Genomic DNA, 17,544 nt, shown 5'->3' with positions numbered 1-17,544 from the left:
GTTCTCCCAACATTCAAGATTCGCCGTCTCTAACGTTTCACTGAGCAGTTCTTGGTTGAGCATGAACACCAAAACCACGGAACTGCTCGCTTCTTAAACTGGCCTAACTAGACAGTGCCAACTCGAATATGAGATCTCTTCCTGAGAAGACTGTGTTATACTGCTCCGGCGAGTGTTTAAGAGACAGAGAGACGAACGTTCCAGCGGACACGCATGAACGACGAATGGGCGATTCGGCGATACCGACCCGACGATAGGAACGCGGTCTGGTGGGTTCACGACCACACACTCCGAAACTCGGCGATGGACTACTCGCCCGAATACAACCGGTATCTGCGACACATCGACAGAAAATTTCTGGATGGGAGAGGCGAATTTCTCGTCGCCACCGTGGATTCTGCGGTGAACCCTCCCGACGAGGACGACTCGGAAACGAACGATGTCGTCGCCATCGGGGGTTTCCAACCACTCGTCGAGACTGACGACCCGGATTCGGCCATTCGACAGACGCTTCCCCGAGACACAACCACGTCCACGGCCCGCATCCGGAGCGTCGCAGTCCTCCCGACGTTCCAATCGCATGGCATCGGCACGGCAATCGTGTCCGAGTTGGAACACCGCGCGGTGAAGATGGGCTTTTCGTCAGTCGTTCTCACGACGACGATCGATCTGTCCACGGCCCAGCGGTTCTACGAATCCTTAGGGTATCACCTGGTCGAGATCCGTTCGTCTGCGGATCCAGCTGAAGTCTCGGACACGGAGTACGTGTGGTACCGAAAGGAACTGCGTGACGGTAGCGACGAGTGAACGACGACATCTCCGTCACCATTTCGAAGCTGTAGCCAGTGCGGTACGATGTGGAACGGTCGAGTCCGGCAATCGACTTTATACTGGTAAGCGTGGTAATAGGATCGACCGAGAACGATGACCGACACACCCACGCGCCGACGGTTTCTCCGTTCGACCGGACTCGTCTCTCTCACACTTCTCGCTCGAACCACTGCGGCATCGAACCCCGAACACCAGTCCCACTCTAGCAAATTCTCCGAGAGCACCCGGAAACGAGCGTCGAAGCTTGGAAAGCGGGTTCGACAGTCCGTCGTGAAGATACTGGCTGGGGACGCGGTGGGCACCGGATGGGTCATCGACGAAGGATTCATCCTCACCAACTCGCACGTCGTCATGGAGACGGAGACGGTCGATATCGAGACGTTCGACGAGCGAACCGGAGCTGCGACTCGCGTCGGCTACCAGCGTGACCTGCTTCCCGATATCGCGCTCCTGAAGACCTCCCTCGAAACACCGCCATCGCTCTCGATGGCGACGAGCACGGACGTTTCGAAGGGCGAACCGTTGCTCTCGGTGGGACACCCCGGAAACGTCGGCGATTGGGTGATGAGTCTCGGTCGGTACGTTTCCTCCAACTCCCGGACGAACTGGCTTTTGGCAGATATCCCGACGGCAGATGGATGCAGTGGTTCGCCACTGTTGACCCTCGACGGTGTCGTCGTCGGCTGCATCCACGGGACGACGCCGACCGAGCACGAGAAGAAGCGACTGAACCGCCCCGAATCGGTGTTTACGTCGTATCCAGAACGATCGTTGGCGACCGCGGCGCCTGCGAAAACGATTACAGAGTGGGTTGCGAAATGGCAATGAATGCAGGATTTTCCATCGGTTCCGTCGGTCGACGATGCGCCACCCGAACTCTTCGAGGGCGGTCATCTCTGGATACAGGAGGATATCGACGGGGCGAGCCTTCGCTTCCAACTGCAAGGATCGGGCTTGCTCCGGTTCGGTGACGAAGAACGGGTGTTCGATCCGGAGTCGATTCCGGCACCGTATCAGCACGTCGTTCGACACGTCCGGGAGAATCTCGACCGAGAAGCGGTTCGCACAGCGACCGACGACGTCGAATCCGTCGTCTTTTTCGGCGTCGCGACACGACACCAGACAATCGACTACGATTGGAATCGAATCCCGTCGTTCCTCGGGTTCGACGTGTGGACGGGTGACAAAGAGCGATTTCTTCCGCCGGACGCGGTCGAACGGATCTACACGAGACTCGGACTCGACCCGGTCAACACGTTCGAGAAGGAAGCTCGCGCAGTCGATTTCGACCCCGAGTCGTACGAGATGCCACGGTCGGCGTGGTACGATGGTACCCCGAAGGGTGTCGTCATCCGCAACAAGACCGGGCAGCGCGCGAAACTGCCTGTCCCACGTTTCGAAGACGACGCTCCACGATTCGAAGCCGATCCCGATTCCGTTCCCACCGACACTCCGGCAGCCGAGCTCGCAGCGCGATATGCGACGAACCGACGGATAGCATCGGTCGTGGAGAGTGTAAAGAAGAGCGGGCGGCCTGTTTCTGTCGAATCAGTGTACGAGCGCGTGCTCGAAGACATATATCGTGAAGAGTACGCCACCCTCTTTCACGATAGAACGTCGGTGGACATGCAGGAGTTCAGGTCTGAAGTCGCTGCCCAAACCCGCCGGTTCGTCGACGAGTGATGTGTCGAAGAACCGACCTGATTTCCAACCGTCAATCGTCGACCACCACTGTCGAACCCCCAAGAAATAACGCTTCTCCGGTCGAAAGAACTGGTATGGACTCCGAACTCACTCGACGACAGGTCGTTACGACGGTGGGGACAACTGTGGTGGGCGTTTCGATAGCCGGGTGCATGGATGGTGGCGGCGGAGGCGGCGATGGAGACGGCGGTGGCGATGGCGGAGATGGAGATGGCGGTGGCGATGGGGGTAACCAGTCGGTCGACATGACCGACCAACTGGTGTACGACCCGGAACAGCTCACCATCAGCGTCGGGGATACCGTCGTCTGGGAGAACGTCGGGTCGGTCGGACACTCTGTAACTGCCTACGAAGAGAAGATTCCGTCCGATGCCAGTTACTTCGCCAGTGGTGGTTTCGACTCCGAACAAGACGCACGCGACAACTACCCCCAGCAGGGAGACATCCCCGGTGGCGAATCGTACGAGCACACCTTCGAAGTCGAGGGAACGTACGAGTATTTTTGTATCCCACACGAGTCGGCGGGAATGAAAGGGACGATAGAGGTCAACGAGGGCTGAAACCACCTCGGAAAACAGTTTCGTCGCTTCCGGGGACACGACAGGTCCGATCGAACTAACCGTTGAATGTGAATGATTGCCACGAACGAGTGAAATATTGGATTTTCTCTAGATGTGTGTGTCACTAACTGCCAAGGTTTGTTAAATAACCCCTTTAATGTTAGCAATAGCGTGTATCTTCGCTCCGCGGCTACCATCGGACTGACCGCAATGTCCCAATCAGTGTACCACGAGATCGGTGGTCGTGACGCCATAGCGGATGTCGTCACGGACTTCTACGACCGCGTGCTCGCAGACGAACAGCTCGTCGAATATTTCGAGGGGATGGATATGGAGGAACTCCGTGCGCACCAGATACAGTTCATCAGCGCAGTGGCGGGCGGGCCGGTCGAGTACGATGGGGACGACATGCGCGAGGCTCACGACCACCTCGCCATCGACGAACCTGATTTCGATGCTGTCGTGAACCATCTCGAAGCTGCCCTTCGAGAGAACGGAGTTGGCGATGCGGAGATCGATGCAATACTGACCGAAGTGAACGGCCTGAAAGCACCGGTTCTCGGCAGGTAGTTTTCCTCGTCGACTGACGATCTTTTTCTGCTGGGGGTTTCGAGCAAGACTATCACAGACTGCCGACGGTTATCGACGGAACACGATTAACTGACTGATAGTTGAAAATTTTATCAGGATATATTATGATTGACACTGAATGACCGATATGCTCCGTGATAACAGCATCCAGGCTGCGAACGTCCCTGTAGAGAAATTCCCACCTGCGGAAACACGAGCAGATCTCTTCCACGCGCTTCCCGAACTCCACTACTCGAAATCACTCAATGCGGCGGTCGAACTCGTCGATGCGGGGCGCGGCGACAACGTGGCGATCTATTTCGAGGACGAGACCATCACGTATCACGAGCTTCGAGGTCGAGTCGACCGACTCGGAAACGCACTGAAAGATCTCGGTGTCGAACCGGGTGACCGCGTCTTCGTCAGATTTCCGAACCGGCCGGAGTACGCTGTCTCCTGTCTCGCGGTGCAGAAGATCGGTGCCATCCCGGTACCGTCGATGAAACTCCTGCAGGCGAAAGAGTGTACCTACGTCATCGACGATTCGGAAGCATCGGTCGCCCTCGTCCACGATGGACTGCTGGAACCGGTCGAAGCCGCCAACAAGACCTGCGACTCGCTTCAGGAGATCGTCGTCGCCGACCGCGAAGGAATCGAGCACGATTATCACGATTACGACGAACTCACCGAAACCGCCTCGTCGGAACTCACCGCCGCGCCGACTCACCGAGACGACCTCTCGATGATCGCGTACACGAGCGGGACGACGGGGCGACCGAAAGGAACGGTCCACACCCATCGGCAGATGCTCGCTATCGTGGATGGCTACGCACGATACTGTCTCGAACCGTCCGAGGACGACATCTTCTCCGGCAATCCCCCCATCGCGTTCACGTTCGGCTACGGCGTCCTCGTCGCGTTTCCGCTTCGATTCGGCGCGAGCACGGTCATCATCCAAAACGCCGAACCGCTCGATCTCATCGAGACGGTCGAAGAGTACGGCGTGACGGTTCTCGGGTCGATACCGACCGCCTACAATCAGATGCTCAACGAGCACGCCGCCCGCATCGAGACGGCCGATCTCTCCTCGCTTCGGGTCGGTATCAGCGCGGGTGAACCGCTCTCACCATCGACGTTCGAGCGCGTGAAATCGTCGTTCGGTATCGAACTCCTCGACGGCCTCGGTTCGACCGAGATGCTCCACATCTTCGTCAGTCACCGCATCGGTGACGATATCGACCCCTCAGTGACGGGCTACCCCGTACCGGGATACGAATGCAAGGTCATCGACCCGGACACTGGCGAGGAACTCGATTACGGTGAAGCAGGATTGCTCGCAGTTCGCGGACCGACTGGTGTCACGTACTGGGGGCGACCGGAGAAACAGGAGTTGGCGGTTCGAGACGGGTGGAGTCTCCCCGGCGACGTGTTCGTCAGGACGGAAGACGACCGGTTCGAGTACAAATCACGGCGTGACGACCTCATCATCTCCAGCGGGTACAACGTCCCCGGCCCGGAGGTCGAGTCGGTGCTTCAGGAACGGAGTGAGGTCTACGAAACTGCCGTCGTTGGCAGTCCGGACGAGGAACGCGGGAAGGTTGTCAAAGCGTTCGTCGTCGTCGCCGAGGGCTACGAACCCGGCGAGGAACTCACGACGACGCTCCAGGAACACGTCAAGAGCCAGATCGCCCCCTACAAATATCCGCGAAGGATCGAATACGTCTCCGAACTTCCGAAGACGGAGACCGGGAAGATACGACGCAATCTCCTGCGGGAGCGCGAACAGCAACAAAGGGCCTAGAGGCGGGTCGGCGGGTGGAGACGGACGGGAGCAGGGAGAGAATTAGATCGGCAGACCAGGTTGACGATCTCCTGGTTTCGTGACGTTCACACCGTGTTACTCGTCGGTTGATAATACATGGGGGGTGGTAACAATCACCGATAGTTATAGGGTGATGTAGGTGCCAGACAGATAACATAAAAATGCACGTCGGGATCGGTCTACCGAACACGTTGCACGGAGCGGACAGAGAACTGGTACTGTCGTGGGCTGAGTGGGCGGACGACGGCCCATTCACGAGTCTCGGTGTCTTCGACAGGTTACGCTATCACGGTCTCGATCCGGTGGCGACGCTCGCGGCCTGTGCGTCGGTCACCGACGAGATCGAGTTGGCGACGACGATCATCGCAGGGCCATTGCGACAGAACGCGGCGCTAGCGAAGAAAGCGGCGACAATCGACGTGCTCTCAGGCGGGCGACTCACGCTCGGGATGGCACTCGGCGCTCGAAAGGACGACTACGAAACTGCGGGTGTCGACTTTCGAAATCGTGGTCGCCGCTTCGACCAGCAGTTGGCCGAGCTCCGCGAGTACTGGGAAGGCGACGAAGTCGGCCCCGACCCGGTTCAAGAGGGTGGCCCGACCATCCTCGTCGGTGGCGATAGCGACCACACCTACCGGCGTGTCGGGCGGTTCGCCGATGGGTACATCCACGGCGGCGGTCCACCACGGGCGTTCGCCAAGCAGGCGGAACGTGCGCAGGCGGCGTGGGTGGAAAGCGAGCGACCGGGGGAGCCGGAGATCTGGGGCCACGGCTACTACGCGCTCGGCGGTGAGGAGGCAGCCGAGAAGGGACGCGAGTATCTGCTGGACTACTACGAGTTCACCGGCCCGTTCGCCGAGCGTATCGCCGATGGTCTTCTCACGACGCCACAGGAGGTGACGCAGTTCGTCCGAGGGTACGAGGACGAAGGCTGTGACGAACTCGTGCTGTTTCCGACCGTCGCCGACCCGGAACAGTTCGATCTACTGGCCGACACCGTCGGTAACAGGTGGAACGGGAGTGATGATGCGTGAAATTGGCCGTGCTCGGTGGCGGCCCTGGAGGACTGTACGCCTCTTTGCTGCTGAAGAAGACCTTCCCGGAGTGGGACGTCACCGTCTACGAGCGCGACCCGGCGGACAACACCTACGGGTGGGGTGTCGTCTTCTCGGACGCCACCCTGTCGTCGCTCCGTGAGGCAGATCGGCAGAGTCACGAACGAATCACCGACGCGTTCATCTGCTGGAACCCGATCGACATCTACTACGAAGGTGAGTATTTCCGCTGTGGTGGTCACTCCTTCGCGGGTATCATGCGGGCTGACCTCCTCTCGATACTGCAACAGCGCGCTGCCGAAGTCGGCGTCGAACTGCACCACGGCGAGGAGATCGACGATCCGGAGCGTCTGCGGTCGGATGCGGACATCCTCATCGGTGCAGATGGACTGAATAGCACCGTTAGGGAGAGCTACGAGGATGCGTTTCGCCCCAGCAACAGCATGGGGAACGCCAAGTTCGCGTGGTTCGGAACCGAGAAACCCTTCGACGTGTTCACGTTCGTCTTCCGCGAGAACGAACACGGACTCTGGCGCGTCCACGCCTATCCAGGCCGCAAGAGCACCTTCATCGTCGAATGTACCGAGGAGACCTGGCGAGCAGCCGGGATGGATGAAGCGAGTGAGGCGGAAGCACTCGGCTATTTCGAGGAGCTCTTCTCGGATCACCTGGACGGGTACGAACTCGAAGCGAAGCTCTACGCGTGGCGGAACTTCCCGACCGTGAAGAACGCCACGTGGTCGCACGAGAACGTCGTTCTCGTCGGCGATGCAGCTCACACCGCACATTTCTCCATCGGGTCGGGGACGAAGATGGCGATGGAAGACGCCATCGCCCTGCACGAGGCATTCGAAGAGCACGGTCGGGACATCAGGGCCGCGTTCAACTGGTACGAGAAAGAGCGTCGCCCGCGCGTGCAAGGATTGCAGGAGGCCGCCGAACGAAGCGAGAACTACTTCGAGAACGTCGAGCGCTACCAGAACCTTCGCCCGCGACGGTTCGCGTTCAATCTCCTCACGCGGAGCGGGCGGATCACCTACGACAACCTCCGCGTCCGTGATCCGTCGTTCGTCGACCAGTTCGACCGGTGGTTCGCAGAAGCCGAAGGTGAGGCGGCGACGGCGGTGGCGACGCCGCCGCTGTTCAAACACCTCTCGTTGCGGGAGGTGCGGGTTCCGAACCGCACGGTCATGACGCTCGCACCCACTGAACTGGCGACCGACGGTCTGCCCGCCGACTCGTATATCGACCGGTTGGAAGCGCATGGCGAACAGGGGCCTGGGATGCTTCTCTCCGACCCACTCGCAGTCACGCCCAACGGACGGATCACACGTGGTACACCGGGACTGTACGCCGACGAACACGCCGACGCGCTCGCCGACGCGGTCGCTCGGGTGCGTGAAGCTTCGCCCGCGGACACCGTCGTCGGTGCACACCTGTTCCACGCTGGACGGCGAGGTGCGACCAAGTCCCGTGAAAAGGGACTCGACCGCCCTCTTTCGGAGCACGACAGCTGGGAACTGTTCGCCCCTTCGGCGAAGCCGTTCGGCCCTGCGAGCCAAACGCCGACCGCGATGAACGCAGACGACATGGAACGGGCGCGCGATGCGTTCGCCAGTGCGGCGGAACAGGCCGACGACGCCGGATTCGACCACCTGCAACTGCACGCTGGCCACGGCTATCTCCTGTCGAGTTTCCTCTCGCCGCTCTCGAACGACCGCGACGACGAGTACGGCGGGTCGCTGGAAGACCGGATGCGCTATCCGTTGGAGGTGTTCGACGCAGTCCGAGACGTGTGGCCGGAGGAGAAATCTCTTGGCGTCACCCTGCAAGCGACCGACTGGAACCTGAACGGCTTCAAGACCCGCGAGTCGTACGAGGTGGCCCGGTCGCTCGACGAACGTGGATGTGATCTCCTCGCGGTCGTGGCCGGGCAAGCCTCGGTCAGAGAGCACCCTCAGTTCGACACTGACACCCTGGGGCGGTTCAGCGAACAGTTCCGCAACGAGGTCGAGATTCCGACTCTCTCGACCAACTATCTCACGACCTACGACGAAGTGAACACGATGGTCGGCAGTGGCAGGGCGGATCTCGTGCTGTTCCATCCCGAACCTCCGTCTACTGAGCGCTAGATGCGTTCGGGCGTCGTGGAACGCTCTATTCGATTTCGAAACGCGTGTATCTCTACTGATTTGTACTGAAACGTACTGAAATGTACTACAGTTATTCGGACGAACGGCCTTCTGTCTCGTCACCACACGACCGCGCCGGTTCTTTCGTCTCCACGCCGACAGTGCCGACTCCGGAGTATAAACCTCTTGACACTGAATAACCTCAAAGAAGAGAGTTAAGGAGGAGGGATACCCCGACGACGGTCATAATGAGACCGATTCCCTGCGTTAACCCGTACCAGCTCTCACTCAACTCGATCTCCTTCAGACGTGTCTTGGACATCGACGTTCGCCGCCGTCGTTCTATCGCAGCATGCCAATCCGGTCTCACGAGGGCAGATACTCCTGCCACGAGAAGAAACAAGGCCAGAGGTAAGAGCTGCCCATCCGCCATACGATCTCCATTCAACTGTATCGATATAAATCACTTGTAGATGACTCGCGTGCGTCTGTCGTCTTTTTCGCCGTTCGATTCGGCTGACGGTAGAATAGCATCATTGACGATCGCTAAGGAGTTTCGAAGATGTCGCTCTAGTACTGCCTTTCACCGGAAATGTATCACCGAAGGGAGAGCTATTAAGACACCTGCGGCAGTGGTTCTCACGCATGGAACGCCAGATCGTCACACCGCCCGAATTGGTGGAGCCGCGTGGGTTCAACCACGGTGTCCTAGTCGATGGCGGGAAGACGCTCTATCTCGCCGGGCAGGACGCGACGGGGCCGGACGGCGACATCGTCGCTCACGGCGACCTCGTCGGACAGTTCGAACAGGTGCTCAAAAACCTCTCCGCGGTCGTCGAGAACGTGGGCGGCACGAGCGAAGACATCGTGAAACTCACCATCTTCGTCGCCGACCGCGAGGAGTACCGTGCGAACCTCGAACCGTTGGGCGAGGTGTTCGGACGCTACTTCGAGGAGTATCCGGCGCTCGCGCTCTTCGAGGTGAGCGGCTTCTTCAAGGAAGCCGCACTGGTCGAGTTGGAAGGATTCGCCGTCATCGACGAGGAGGCGACCGATGCTCGGTGAGTTCGAAGTCACCGACGCCCACGAAGCGCACCGCGAGACGGTGCGGGAGTTCTGCCAGGAAGAGATCATCCCCCATATCGATGCGTACGAAGAACGCGAGGAGTTCCCGGCTGATCTCATTCGACGGGTCGGTGAGGCCGGACTGACGGGTGTTCCCTTCTCGACCGACGTGGACGGTGCCGGACTCGACTACCGCTCGTTCGTCGTCACGGTCGAAGAACTCTCCCGCGCGTGGAAGCTCGTCGCTGGCGCGGTCAACATCGCCTGTGGTCTGGTCGGCTATCCCATCGCCGAGTTCGGTACCGACTGGCAACGCGACGAGTGGCTCGCACCCATCTGTCGCGGGGAGTCCATCCCGGCGCTGTCGATGACCGAACCCGAAGCGGGAAGCGACGCCGCCGCGATGGAGACGACCGCACGACGCGAGGGCGACGAGTGGGTGCTCGACGGCCACAAGGTCTGGACGACCAACGGGGAAGCCGCGGACTTCCTCCTCGTCGTCGCGCGTACTGTCGGAGAGGATGAAGGAGAAGGCGACGGACGAACGAACAACGAAAAAGCGAGCCACGACGAACTGTGTCTTATCGGCATTCCCGACCCCACTGGCCGAGACGGTATCGAGCTCGTTCGGAACATCCCCTGTATGGAGGGCGAAACGGCCATCGAGAGCGAGATACGATTCGACGGTGTCCGCCTGCCCGCGGAGAACGTCGTCGGCGAGGAGGGACGGGGATTTCGCTACGTCATGGAAGGACTCGACATCGGTCGGATCGGCACCGCCGCGCAAGGTGTCGGCCTCGCGCAGGGGTCACTCGACGCGGCAACGGCGTTCGCTGACGAGCGCGAGCAGTTCGGCCAGCCCATCCGTGAGTTCCAGGGGATCGGATTCAAACTCGCGGACATGGCCACGCGAACGCAGGCGGCGCGACTCATGACCATGTACGCTGCCGGAAAGCGCGACCGAGGCGAGCGCGTCACGCAGGACGCGGCGATGGCCAAGACGTTCGCCACGGACGCCGCGATGGACATCGCCACGGAGGCGGTGCAGGTGCTGGGGTCGCGGGGGTACTCGCAGGATCATCCCGTCGAACGGTACATGCGCGAGGCCAAGGGAACCCAGATTTACGACGGAACGAACGAGGTGAACCGACTGGTCGTGAGCAAGCGGATGTACGAATGACCGCCGACTCACCATCGCGCTACTACGAAGATCTCGTGGTGGGCGAGACGTTCGACCTCGGAACCGAGACGGTCACCGAGGAAGAGATCGTCTCGTTTGCCGAGCGGTTCGACCCGCAACCGATTCACACCGATGCGGACGCAGCTAGAGAGTCGATGTTCGGCGAACTCGTCGCCAGCGGCTGGCACACGGCGGCGATCAGCATGCGCCGGTTCGTGGACGGGATCATCGAGCGGGAAGGAATCGCCATCGTCGCGGGTGTCGAGGTCGAGAATCTCCAGTGGCGACGCCCCGTCCGCCCCGGTGACGTCATCAGCACGGACGCGGAGATCGTCGGCCTCGAAGGGTGGAACGACGAACAGGGCATCGTTCGGTTCGAACTGGTGATTCGAACGGACGATGGCGACTCCGTGTTACAGCTGACGAAGCGAGTGCTTGTCGAGTGCGAGTGACGATACGTCGATCGCCATCCGACACCACCTTGATTAGCCGTGCTCTCGCATCTCAGGGAGATGACCGAACTAACACCGGACTTCTCGGAACAGGTGGCCGTCGTCACCGGCGGCACACGCGGTATCGGGCGTGCGATCACCGAAGCGTTCGCGGAGGCGGGTGCCGATGTCGTACCGACTTCTCGAACCGAAAGCGACGTCACCGAGGCCGTCGAGGCCGTCCGCGAGCGTGGCGGTGATTCGCTCGTCGTTCCGACAGACGTTGGCGACCCTGCGGCTGTCGCAGACCTCTTCGCACAGGTCGAAGACGAGTTCGGACGCATCGACGTCGTCGTCAACAATGCCGGAATCAACCCACGAGGCGCGCTCGGCACCCCCGAAACGATCGAGATGGAGGAGTTCGACCGAACGCTCGACGTCAACCTCCGGGGGGCGTTCGCCTGTGCGTCGGAGGCAGGCCCAGCCCTCCGGGAATCCGGTGGGGCGCTCGTCAACATCGCTAGCGTCGGCGGCGTCGTCGGCATCCCACGCCAACATCCCTACGTCGCGTCCAAACACGGTCTCGTCGGCCTGACCAAGAGTCTCGCACTCGATTGGGCACCCGACGTGCGCGTCAATGCAGTCGCCCCCGGCTACGTGACCACCGACCTGACGGACGGTATCCGCGAGAACGAAGCCCTCTACCAGCGCCTGCTCGACCGAACGCCGATGGAACGGTTCGCCGACCCTGCCGAAGTGGCCGCACCCGTCCTCTTTCTCGCCAGCGACATGGCGACCTACGTGACCGGAGAGTGTCTGGTCGTGGATGGTGGCTGGCTCGCCGAGTGAGTTGATTCGACTGATGTAGTTCGAGACTGTTTCCGGAGGTATCTTTTTTCGAGGGCGGGACGAATACCTCCGGCATGACGGAGGTCAACGCCGAGTTCGAGGTCACGGACGATGTCGCTCGAATCGAGATACGCCGGGCGGAGAAACTGAACGCGGTCGATATGGAGACGAAGCTGGCGATCACCGATCGACTCCGCGACTATCGTGTGCGAGACGACGTGCGAGTCGTTCTCTTCGAGAGCGCGGGTGACGCGTTCTGTGCCGGTGGCGACCTCCAGGAAGTCAAGGAGCGTGAGTACGCTCTCGAACCGTTCACCGAGACGTGGGAAGACCTGTTCACGGAGATGCGAACGATGCCACAGCCGACGGTGGCGAAGATAGACGGACATACGTACGGTGGTGGGTTCGACCTCCTCTTGCACACCGACATCCCCATCGCCGCGGAGGGCGCGCAGATCGGCCAACCGGAGTCCGCACTCGGCATCGTCAACCACTTCTCGCCGCCGGAGTTGCTGGGCCGGGTCGGCCTTCCGACGACGATGGATCTGCTTATGACCGGCGAGACGATATCGGGCGAGCGTGCCGACGAGATCGGCCTCGTGGCGAGAAGCGTTCCTGCCGAGGAACTGGACGAAACGGTCGAGTCGGTCCTCGACGCGCTGAAAGCCAAAAGCCCACGAGTGCTGAAGAAGCTCAAACGCGGTCTCTACGCGAGCACGGAGATGTCTCCAACTGCGGCGAAAGCACATCTGGAAGCCGTCTCGCTGGAGGCGGCGCGCAACGACCCCGATTATCGGGAGGGCGTCGATGCACAACTCGAACGGCGTGACCCCGAGTGGCCTGAGTAGTCAAGTGCGGCTCCGAGTAGCTAGCGTACCCAAGCGTGCTGAATTACCAGTCATGTTCGGTCGTGCGAGCGAGTAAGTTGACCGCACCACATGTTTATTATCAATCGTGTGGTACGGTTGCTCATGCCTGGAGAAGGCCAACAACACGAGTTCGGGTCGTTCGGAGGTCGCTACGTTCCTGAGGAACTGGACGAAGTGCTTCAGCAGCTCGCCGACGCCTACGACAGCGTCAAGGACGACGACGATTTCCAAGCCGAACTCCGACGACTCCAGCGGGATTTCGCTGGACGCCCCACGCCCCTGTATCGGGCCGACCGACTGTCCGAGGAGTACGGCGCGACGATCTACCTGAAACGTGAAGACCTGCTCCACGGTGGTGCCCACAAACTCAACAACTGTCTCGGGCAAGGACTCATGGCGAAACACGCCGGAAAGGAGCGTCTCATCGCGGAAACCGGGGCGGGCCAGCACGGGACGGCGACCTCCATCGTCGGAGCGCTCCTGGGCCTCGATACGGTGATCTATCAGGGCAAGAAAGACCTCGAACGCCAGAAGATGAACGCCTTCCGCATGGAGTTGATGGGCGCGACGGTCAACGAAGTGACACAGGGCGGTCAGGGACTGGCCGATGCGGTCGATGTCGCACTGGAAGATCTGATCGAGAACATCGACGACACCCACTACCTGGTCGGTTCTGTCGTCGGCCCAGACCCCTTCCCGCGGATGGTACGCGACTTCCAATCGGTAATCGGCAAGGAAGCCCGCGAGCAGATTTTAGAAAAGGAGGGACGCCTCCCGGACGCTGCGGTCGCGTGCGTCGGCGGCGGCTCCAACGCGATGGGGCTGTTCCACGCCTTCCGCGACGACGATGTCCCATTCTACGGCGCAGAGGGCGGCGGCGAAGGCGACGATTCGAAACGCCACGCGGCCCCACTCGCCAAGGGGAAAGAGGACGTCATCCACGGGATGCGGACGCGAATCATCGACGACGATGTCGAGGTTCACTCCATCGCGGCGGGCCTGGATTACCCCGGTGTCGGTCCCGAGCACGCGATGTTCCGCGAAGTCGGTCGCTGTGAGTATCAGGCAATCGTTGACGACGAAGCACTCGAAGCGTTCCAAGATCTCTGCCGCCTCGAAGGGATCGTTCCGGCGTTGGAGTCGAGCCACGGTGTCGCACTGGCGAAGAAACTCGCTGCAGAGCGTGACCGGGACGACATCATCATCGTTAACTTAAGTGGCCGTGGTGACAAGGACGTAGACAAGATCGCAAACGAGTATCTAAACGCCAACTGATCATCCGCTTTCCCGCTCGTTTTGACAATGCCACATCACGAACCGAAGATGTGTGATAGGTGTGCGCGGTTGTTCATTCGGATAGCCTGAAAATATAGCTAATCGGTGGCATACCCCAATGACTATCCCCGTTCGTAATCAACGTCAACTTGGATTGATGCAAGCCTCATTGTGAGATACCCCTTGGACTCTCTCCCTGTGGTGGAGTGTGGCGACACTGCTCCCTTGCGGTGGAGGTTCTCTCCATCGAGACGGGTTCTGTCACGCTACGGTTTGACCATCTCCACAAACTTCCCCGGGAGCACTACGATGTCTTACACTTCGATTACGGTGCCACGACTGCTGACGAGGTCTTCAGTAGGCTCCTCAAACCAGCAGGCGACACAGAGTACGAGCGGCGAATCGAGCGTTACTGTCGGCTCTGATTCGGGAGATGAACTCTCTCGAACCAGGACCGATGCCGAACGAAATGGAGGGCGAGACGATGCGATGCGGCCGGTGCAGTAGAGAGGCTCTCGTCAAGCGATACGATGTCGATGGCTTCTCCGGCCACCTCTGTGAAGAATGTCGAGGAGTGTGGGAGCGTCTCAAACGTAGCTGACTCCCTCCATCCGACGCAGTAGCACTCTCGAATTACCGTATTTCTTCTTATTTCCGATCGACCGAGCTACAGAGCCGAGCAGTCAGGTCACGCCGCCCCCGCGCTCGTCGAACTGCTCGAACTCGCGTTCGTCCAGGATCTCTCGTAAATGCTCAACAGCCTTCCAGACGTCTTCGAATCCGACGTAGAGAGGCGATGGACACACCCGAACGACGTTCGGTGGACGGAAGTCGACGACGACGCCGCGTGCTTTGAGTGCCTCATTGATACGATACGACTCGGGGTGTTCTACGGCGACGTGTCCACCCCGTCGCGCAGGGTCGCGTGGCGAACCCACGTCACACTCCGGCAAGCGTTCGTCCACGAGCGATATGAGATATTCCGTGAGTTCGACCGACCGTTCACGAAGCGTCTCGATTCCGACATCATCGATGATATCGAACACACCGGAGAGTGGTGCGGTGCTCATGACGGGAATCGTTCCGGTCTGCCAGGCACCTGCCGACTGTGCGGGTGTGTACGTCATCCGCATCTCGAACTGCGTCTCCTTATCGTGTCCCCACCATCCTGCGAGGGCGGGCATCTCTCCGTGGTAGTCGCGGTGGACGTACAACCCTGCGACAGCACCCGGCCCCGCATTCAGGTATTTGTAGTGGCACCAGACGGCGAAGTCGACGCCGTGGTCGGCCATCGAGTGTGGAATCACACCCACTGAATGCGCGAGGTCGAAGCCCGCATACGCATCGTGATCGTGCGCGAGGTCGGTGACGCGCTCGATGTCGAGCAGTTGGCCAGACCGGTAGAAAACCGAGGGCATGAAGACGATACCGACCTCGTCGTTCGCGTCGAGGGCTGCCTCGATGTCCGATTCACGGATGGTGCGTCCGTCGCGTGACTCGACGACCACGAGATGCTCGGCGGGATCGAGTCCGCGCGTCCTGAGTTGCGCTCTGATCGCGTAATGGTCGGTCGGAAAGTCCAGATCGTTCACGACGACCTTCTGGCCACGACCTTCTCGTTGACAGCGGTCGAGGAAGGTGCCGACGAGCGTGTGGATGTTGACCGTCGTCGAGTTCGCCACGACGACCTCGTCCTCGCGGGCACCGACCATCGGCGCGAGGCGGTCGCCGAGTCGTTCGCCGTAGTGGAACCACGGTGGATCGCCATCCGTCCATCCGCGAATCCCGAGGTCGCGCCACTCTTCGACGACGTGCTGGAGGCTCTGCTCGGCGTCCTTCGAGAGCGGGCCGAGCGAGTTGCCATCGAGGTACAGTTCGTCGGGAAGATAGAACCGATCGCGGAGATCCACGGTGGCTCTCTCGTCGCGCTGGCGGGCGTGTTCGCGCCCGAGTTCGAACTCGTCCATGCTACCTCTGCAATCTCCGTCAGGGAGAGTTTTTCGGAGGATTACAAGATGGATGATCCGAGCAGCGTGTTGGAACCGAACACGTGATACTCGACGGGCGAACCACCAGGACCGCACGAACCACCGGAACAGCCAAGATGGAGCAACGAATCGTCCAATTCATGTCAGAGCGCGCCGACGAACTCGACGCCGAACTCGCCACCGTCGTCGAGCAGATCGAAGCGATGGGGATTCCGGAGTGGCACGAACTGTCGGTCGAAAGTGCTCGTCACGTCGAGGACGAACTGTTCACGACCGGTGGTGGCCCCGAGATGGAATTCGTCCGTGATCTCGCCTTCGAAGGCCACGGCGGTGAGATTCCGCTCCGCGTCTTCCGTCCGGATGCCGACCATCCCCTCCCGACGCTCGTCTACTACCACGGAGGGGGATGGGTGCTCGGAACGCTCGATTCGGTCGAGAACATCTGTCGTGAACTCGCGGCGCGGGCTGAGTGCATCGTCGTCTCGGTGGACTATCGACTCGCACCCAAACATCCGTTCCCTGCTGCGGTCGACGATGCGTACGCCGCACTCGAATGGGTCGCACGAAACGTCGACGTTTTCGGCGGAGATGGGCGCCTGGCAGTCGGTGGAACCAGTGCAGGTGGAAATCTCGCCGCCGTTACTGCCCTTCGAGTCAGGGAGGAAGGTGGCCCCGAACTCACGCGACAGGTGCTCCTGTATCCGATCATCGACCGGGCGCTCGACACCGACTCCTACCAGGAGAACGCGGAGGGCCCGCTGATGACTCGTGCCGACATGGAGTGGTTCTGGAACCAGTACCTTCGAAGCTCGGTCGATGGCTACAATCCCTTCGCTTCGCCACTCCGGACCGACTACCTTACGGGAGTTGCCCCGGCAACGGTCGTCACTGCTGGCTACGACCCCCTGCGAGACGAGGGAGCCGCCTACGCCGACCATCTGACGGACGACGGTGTCGTTGTCGAGCACCTTCACTATCCAGCGATGGCCCACGGCTTCCTCAGCCTGACCGACGACGTGACGGTCGCGGACGATGCGATGGATTCGGTCGCCGAGAGTATCTGGTAGGTAAGCGTCCCTATCGGCAGGGTAGGATGAGCGTCTCCATCGGCGGCGAACGAGGAGTATCCGTGCCGTCTCATGACTGTTGTCAAAGTGCGTCTGCCAATGGGTAAATCTGGATATCGTTACCCAAATCCGCAATCTCACGCCCA

At 60.5% G+C, this 17,544-nt stretch carries 16 protein-coding genes; 15 read left to right on the top strand and 1 reads right to left on the bottom strand.

What is annotated here, in order from left to right; translation table 11 throughout:
* Positions 1 to 213: 213 nt before the first annotated feature.
* The 14 genes from ACR3FE_RS26350 to trpB all read left to right on the top strand — a co-directional run bounded on the left by ACR3FE_RS26350 (position 214) and on the right by trpB (position 14,343).
* Positions 214 to 807: a GNAT family N-acetyltransferase gene (locus tag ACR3FE_RS26350; protein ID WP_458210825.1), complete on the top strand. Its 594-nt coding sequence runs from the start codon at positions 214 to 216 to the stop codon at positions 805 to 807.
* 117 nt (positions 808 to 924) lie between these two features.
* Complete coding sequence (locus tag ACR3FE_RS26345) at positions 925 to 1,659, top strand: S1 family peptidase (protein ID WP_458210824.1); 735 nt, start codon at positions 925 to 927, stop codon at positions 1,657 to 1,659.
* Complete coding sequence (locus ACR3FE_RS26340; RefSeq protein ID WP_458210823.1) at positions 1,660 to 2,514, top strand: RNA ligase family protein; 855 nt, start codon at positions 1,660 to 1,662, stop codon at positions 2,512 to 2,514.
* A gap of 95 nt (positions 2,515 to 2,609) precedes the next feature.
* The gene (locus ACR3FE_RS26335; protein ID WP_458210822.1) at positions 2,610 to 3,095 is read left to right on the top strand and encodes a plastocyanin/azurin family copper-binding protein; all 486 of its coding nucleotides are present in this window, start codon (positions 2,610 to 2,612) and stop codon (positions 3,093 to 3,095) included.
* A gap of 210 nt (positions 3,096 to 3,305) precedes the next feature.
* Entirely contained in the window at positions 3,306 to 3,665 is a 360-nt protein-coding gene (locus ACR3FE_RS26330; protein WP_458210821.1) for a group I truncated hemoglobin, read from the top strand.
* A gap of 148 nt (positions 3,666 to 3,813) precedes the next feature.
* Positions 3,814 to 5,466 carry an acyl-CoA synthetase gene (locus tag ACR3FE_RS26325; RefSeq protein WP_458210826.1) on the top strand — a complete coding sequence of 551 codons (1,653 nt, stop codon included), beginning with the start codon at positions 3,814 to 3,816 and terminating at the stop codon, positions 5,464 to 5,466.
* 182 nt (positions 5,467 to 5,648) lie between these two features.
* Positions 5,649 to 6,521, top strand: coding sequence for an LLM class flavin-dependent oxidoreductase (locus ACR3FE_RS26320; RefSeq protein ID WP_458210820.1), 873 nt, complete (start codon positions 5,649 to 5,651; stop codon positions 6,519 to 6,521).
* Positions 6,518 to 8,674 (top strand): oxidoreductase, encoded by a 2,157-nt coding sequence (locus ACR3FE_RS26315; RefSeq protein ID WP_458210819.1) that lies wholly within the window; start codon positions 6,518 to 6,520, stop codon positions 8,672 to 8,674. Before ACR3FE_RS26320 ends, ACR3FE_RS26315 begins: the two co-directional genes overlap by 4 nt.
* Positions 8,675 to 9,319: 645 nt before the next feature.
* Complete coding sequence (locus ACR3FE_RS26310; RefSeq protein WP_458210818.1) at positions 9,320 to 9,739, top strand: RidA family protein; 420 nt, start codon at positions 9,320 to 9,322, stop codon at positions 9,737 to 9,739.
* Complete coding sequence (locus ACR3FE_RS26305; protein WP_458210817.1) at positions 9,729 to 10,919, top strand: acyl-CoA dehydrogenase family protein; 1,191 nt, start codon at positions 9,729 to 9,731, stop codon at positions 10,917 to 10,919. The genes ACR3FE_RS26310 and ACR3FE_RS26305 overlap by 11 nt, the downstream gene beginning before the upstream one ends.
* Positions 10,916 to 11,371 carry a MaoC/PaaZ C-terminal domain-containing protein gene (locus ACR3FE_RS26300; protein ID WP_458210816.1) on the top strand — a complete coding sequence of 152 codons (456 nt, stop codon included), beginning with the start codon at positions 10,916 to 10,918 and terminating at the stop codon, positions 11,369 to 11,371. Before ACR3FE_RS26305 ends, ACR3FE_RS26300 begins: the two co-directional genes overlap by 4 nt.
* Positions 11,372 to 11,431: 60 nt before the next feature.
* A complete protein-coding gene (locus tag ACR3FE_RS26295; protein ID WP_458210815.1) occupies positions 11,432 to 12,199 on the top strand; it encodes an SDR family NAD(P)-dependent oxidoreductase in 768 nt (255 codons plus the stop codon).
* A 74-nt stretch (positions 12,200 to 12,273) separates the two neighbouring features.
* Positions 12,274 to 13,047 carry an enoyl-CoA hydratase/isomerase family protein gene (locus ACR3FE_RS26290; protein ID WP_458210814.1) on the top strand — a complete coding sequence of 258 codons (774 nt, stop codon included), beginning with the start codon at positions 12,274 to 12,276 and terminating at the stop codon, positions 13,045 to 13,047.
* Positions 13,048 to 13,170: 123 nt separating this feature from the next.
* The gene (gene trpB, locus ACR3FE_RS26285; RefSeq protein ID WP_458210813.1) at positions 13,171 to 14,343 is read left to right on the top strand and encodes a tryptophan synthase subunit beta; all 1,173 of its coding nucleotides are present in this window, start codon (positions 13,171 to 13,173) and stop codon (positions 14,341 to 14,343) included.
* 683 nt (positions 14,344 to 15,026) lie between these two features.
* Here the strand turns inward: trpB and kynU are convergent.
* Positions 15,027 to 16,310: a kynureninase gene (gene kynU, locus ACR3FE_RS26280; RefSeq protein ID WP_458210812.1), complete on the bottom strand. Its 1,284-nt coding sequence runs from the start codon at positions 16,308 to 16,310 to the stop codon at positions 15,027 to 15,029.
* Positions 16,311 to 16,471: 161 nt separating this feature from the next.
* Between kynU and ACR3FE_RS26275 the strand changes: the two genes are divergently transcribed.
* A complete protein-coding gene (locus ACR3FE_RS26275) occupies positions 16,472 to 17,398 on the top strand; it encodes an alpha/beta hydrolase (protein WP_458210811.1) in 927 nt (308 codons plus the stop codon).
* The last annotated feature ends 146 nt before the right edge of the window (positions 17,399 to 17,544 follow it).

The organism is Haladaptatus rarus (assembly GCF_054177585.1).
Note: the sequence above shows the minus strand (reverse complement) of the source record. Positions and strands in the feature narration are given on the sequence as shown.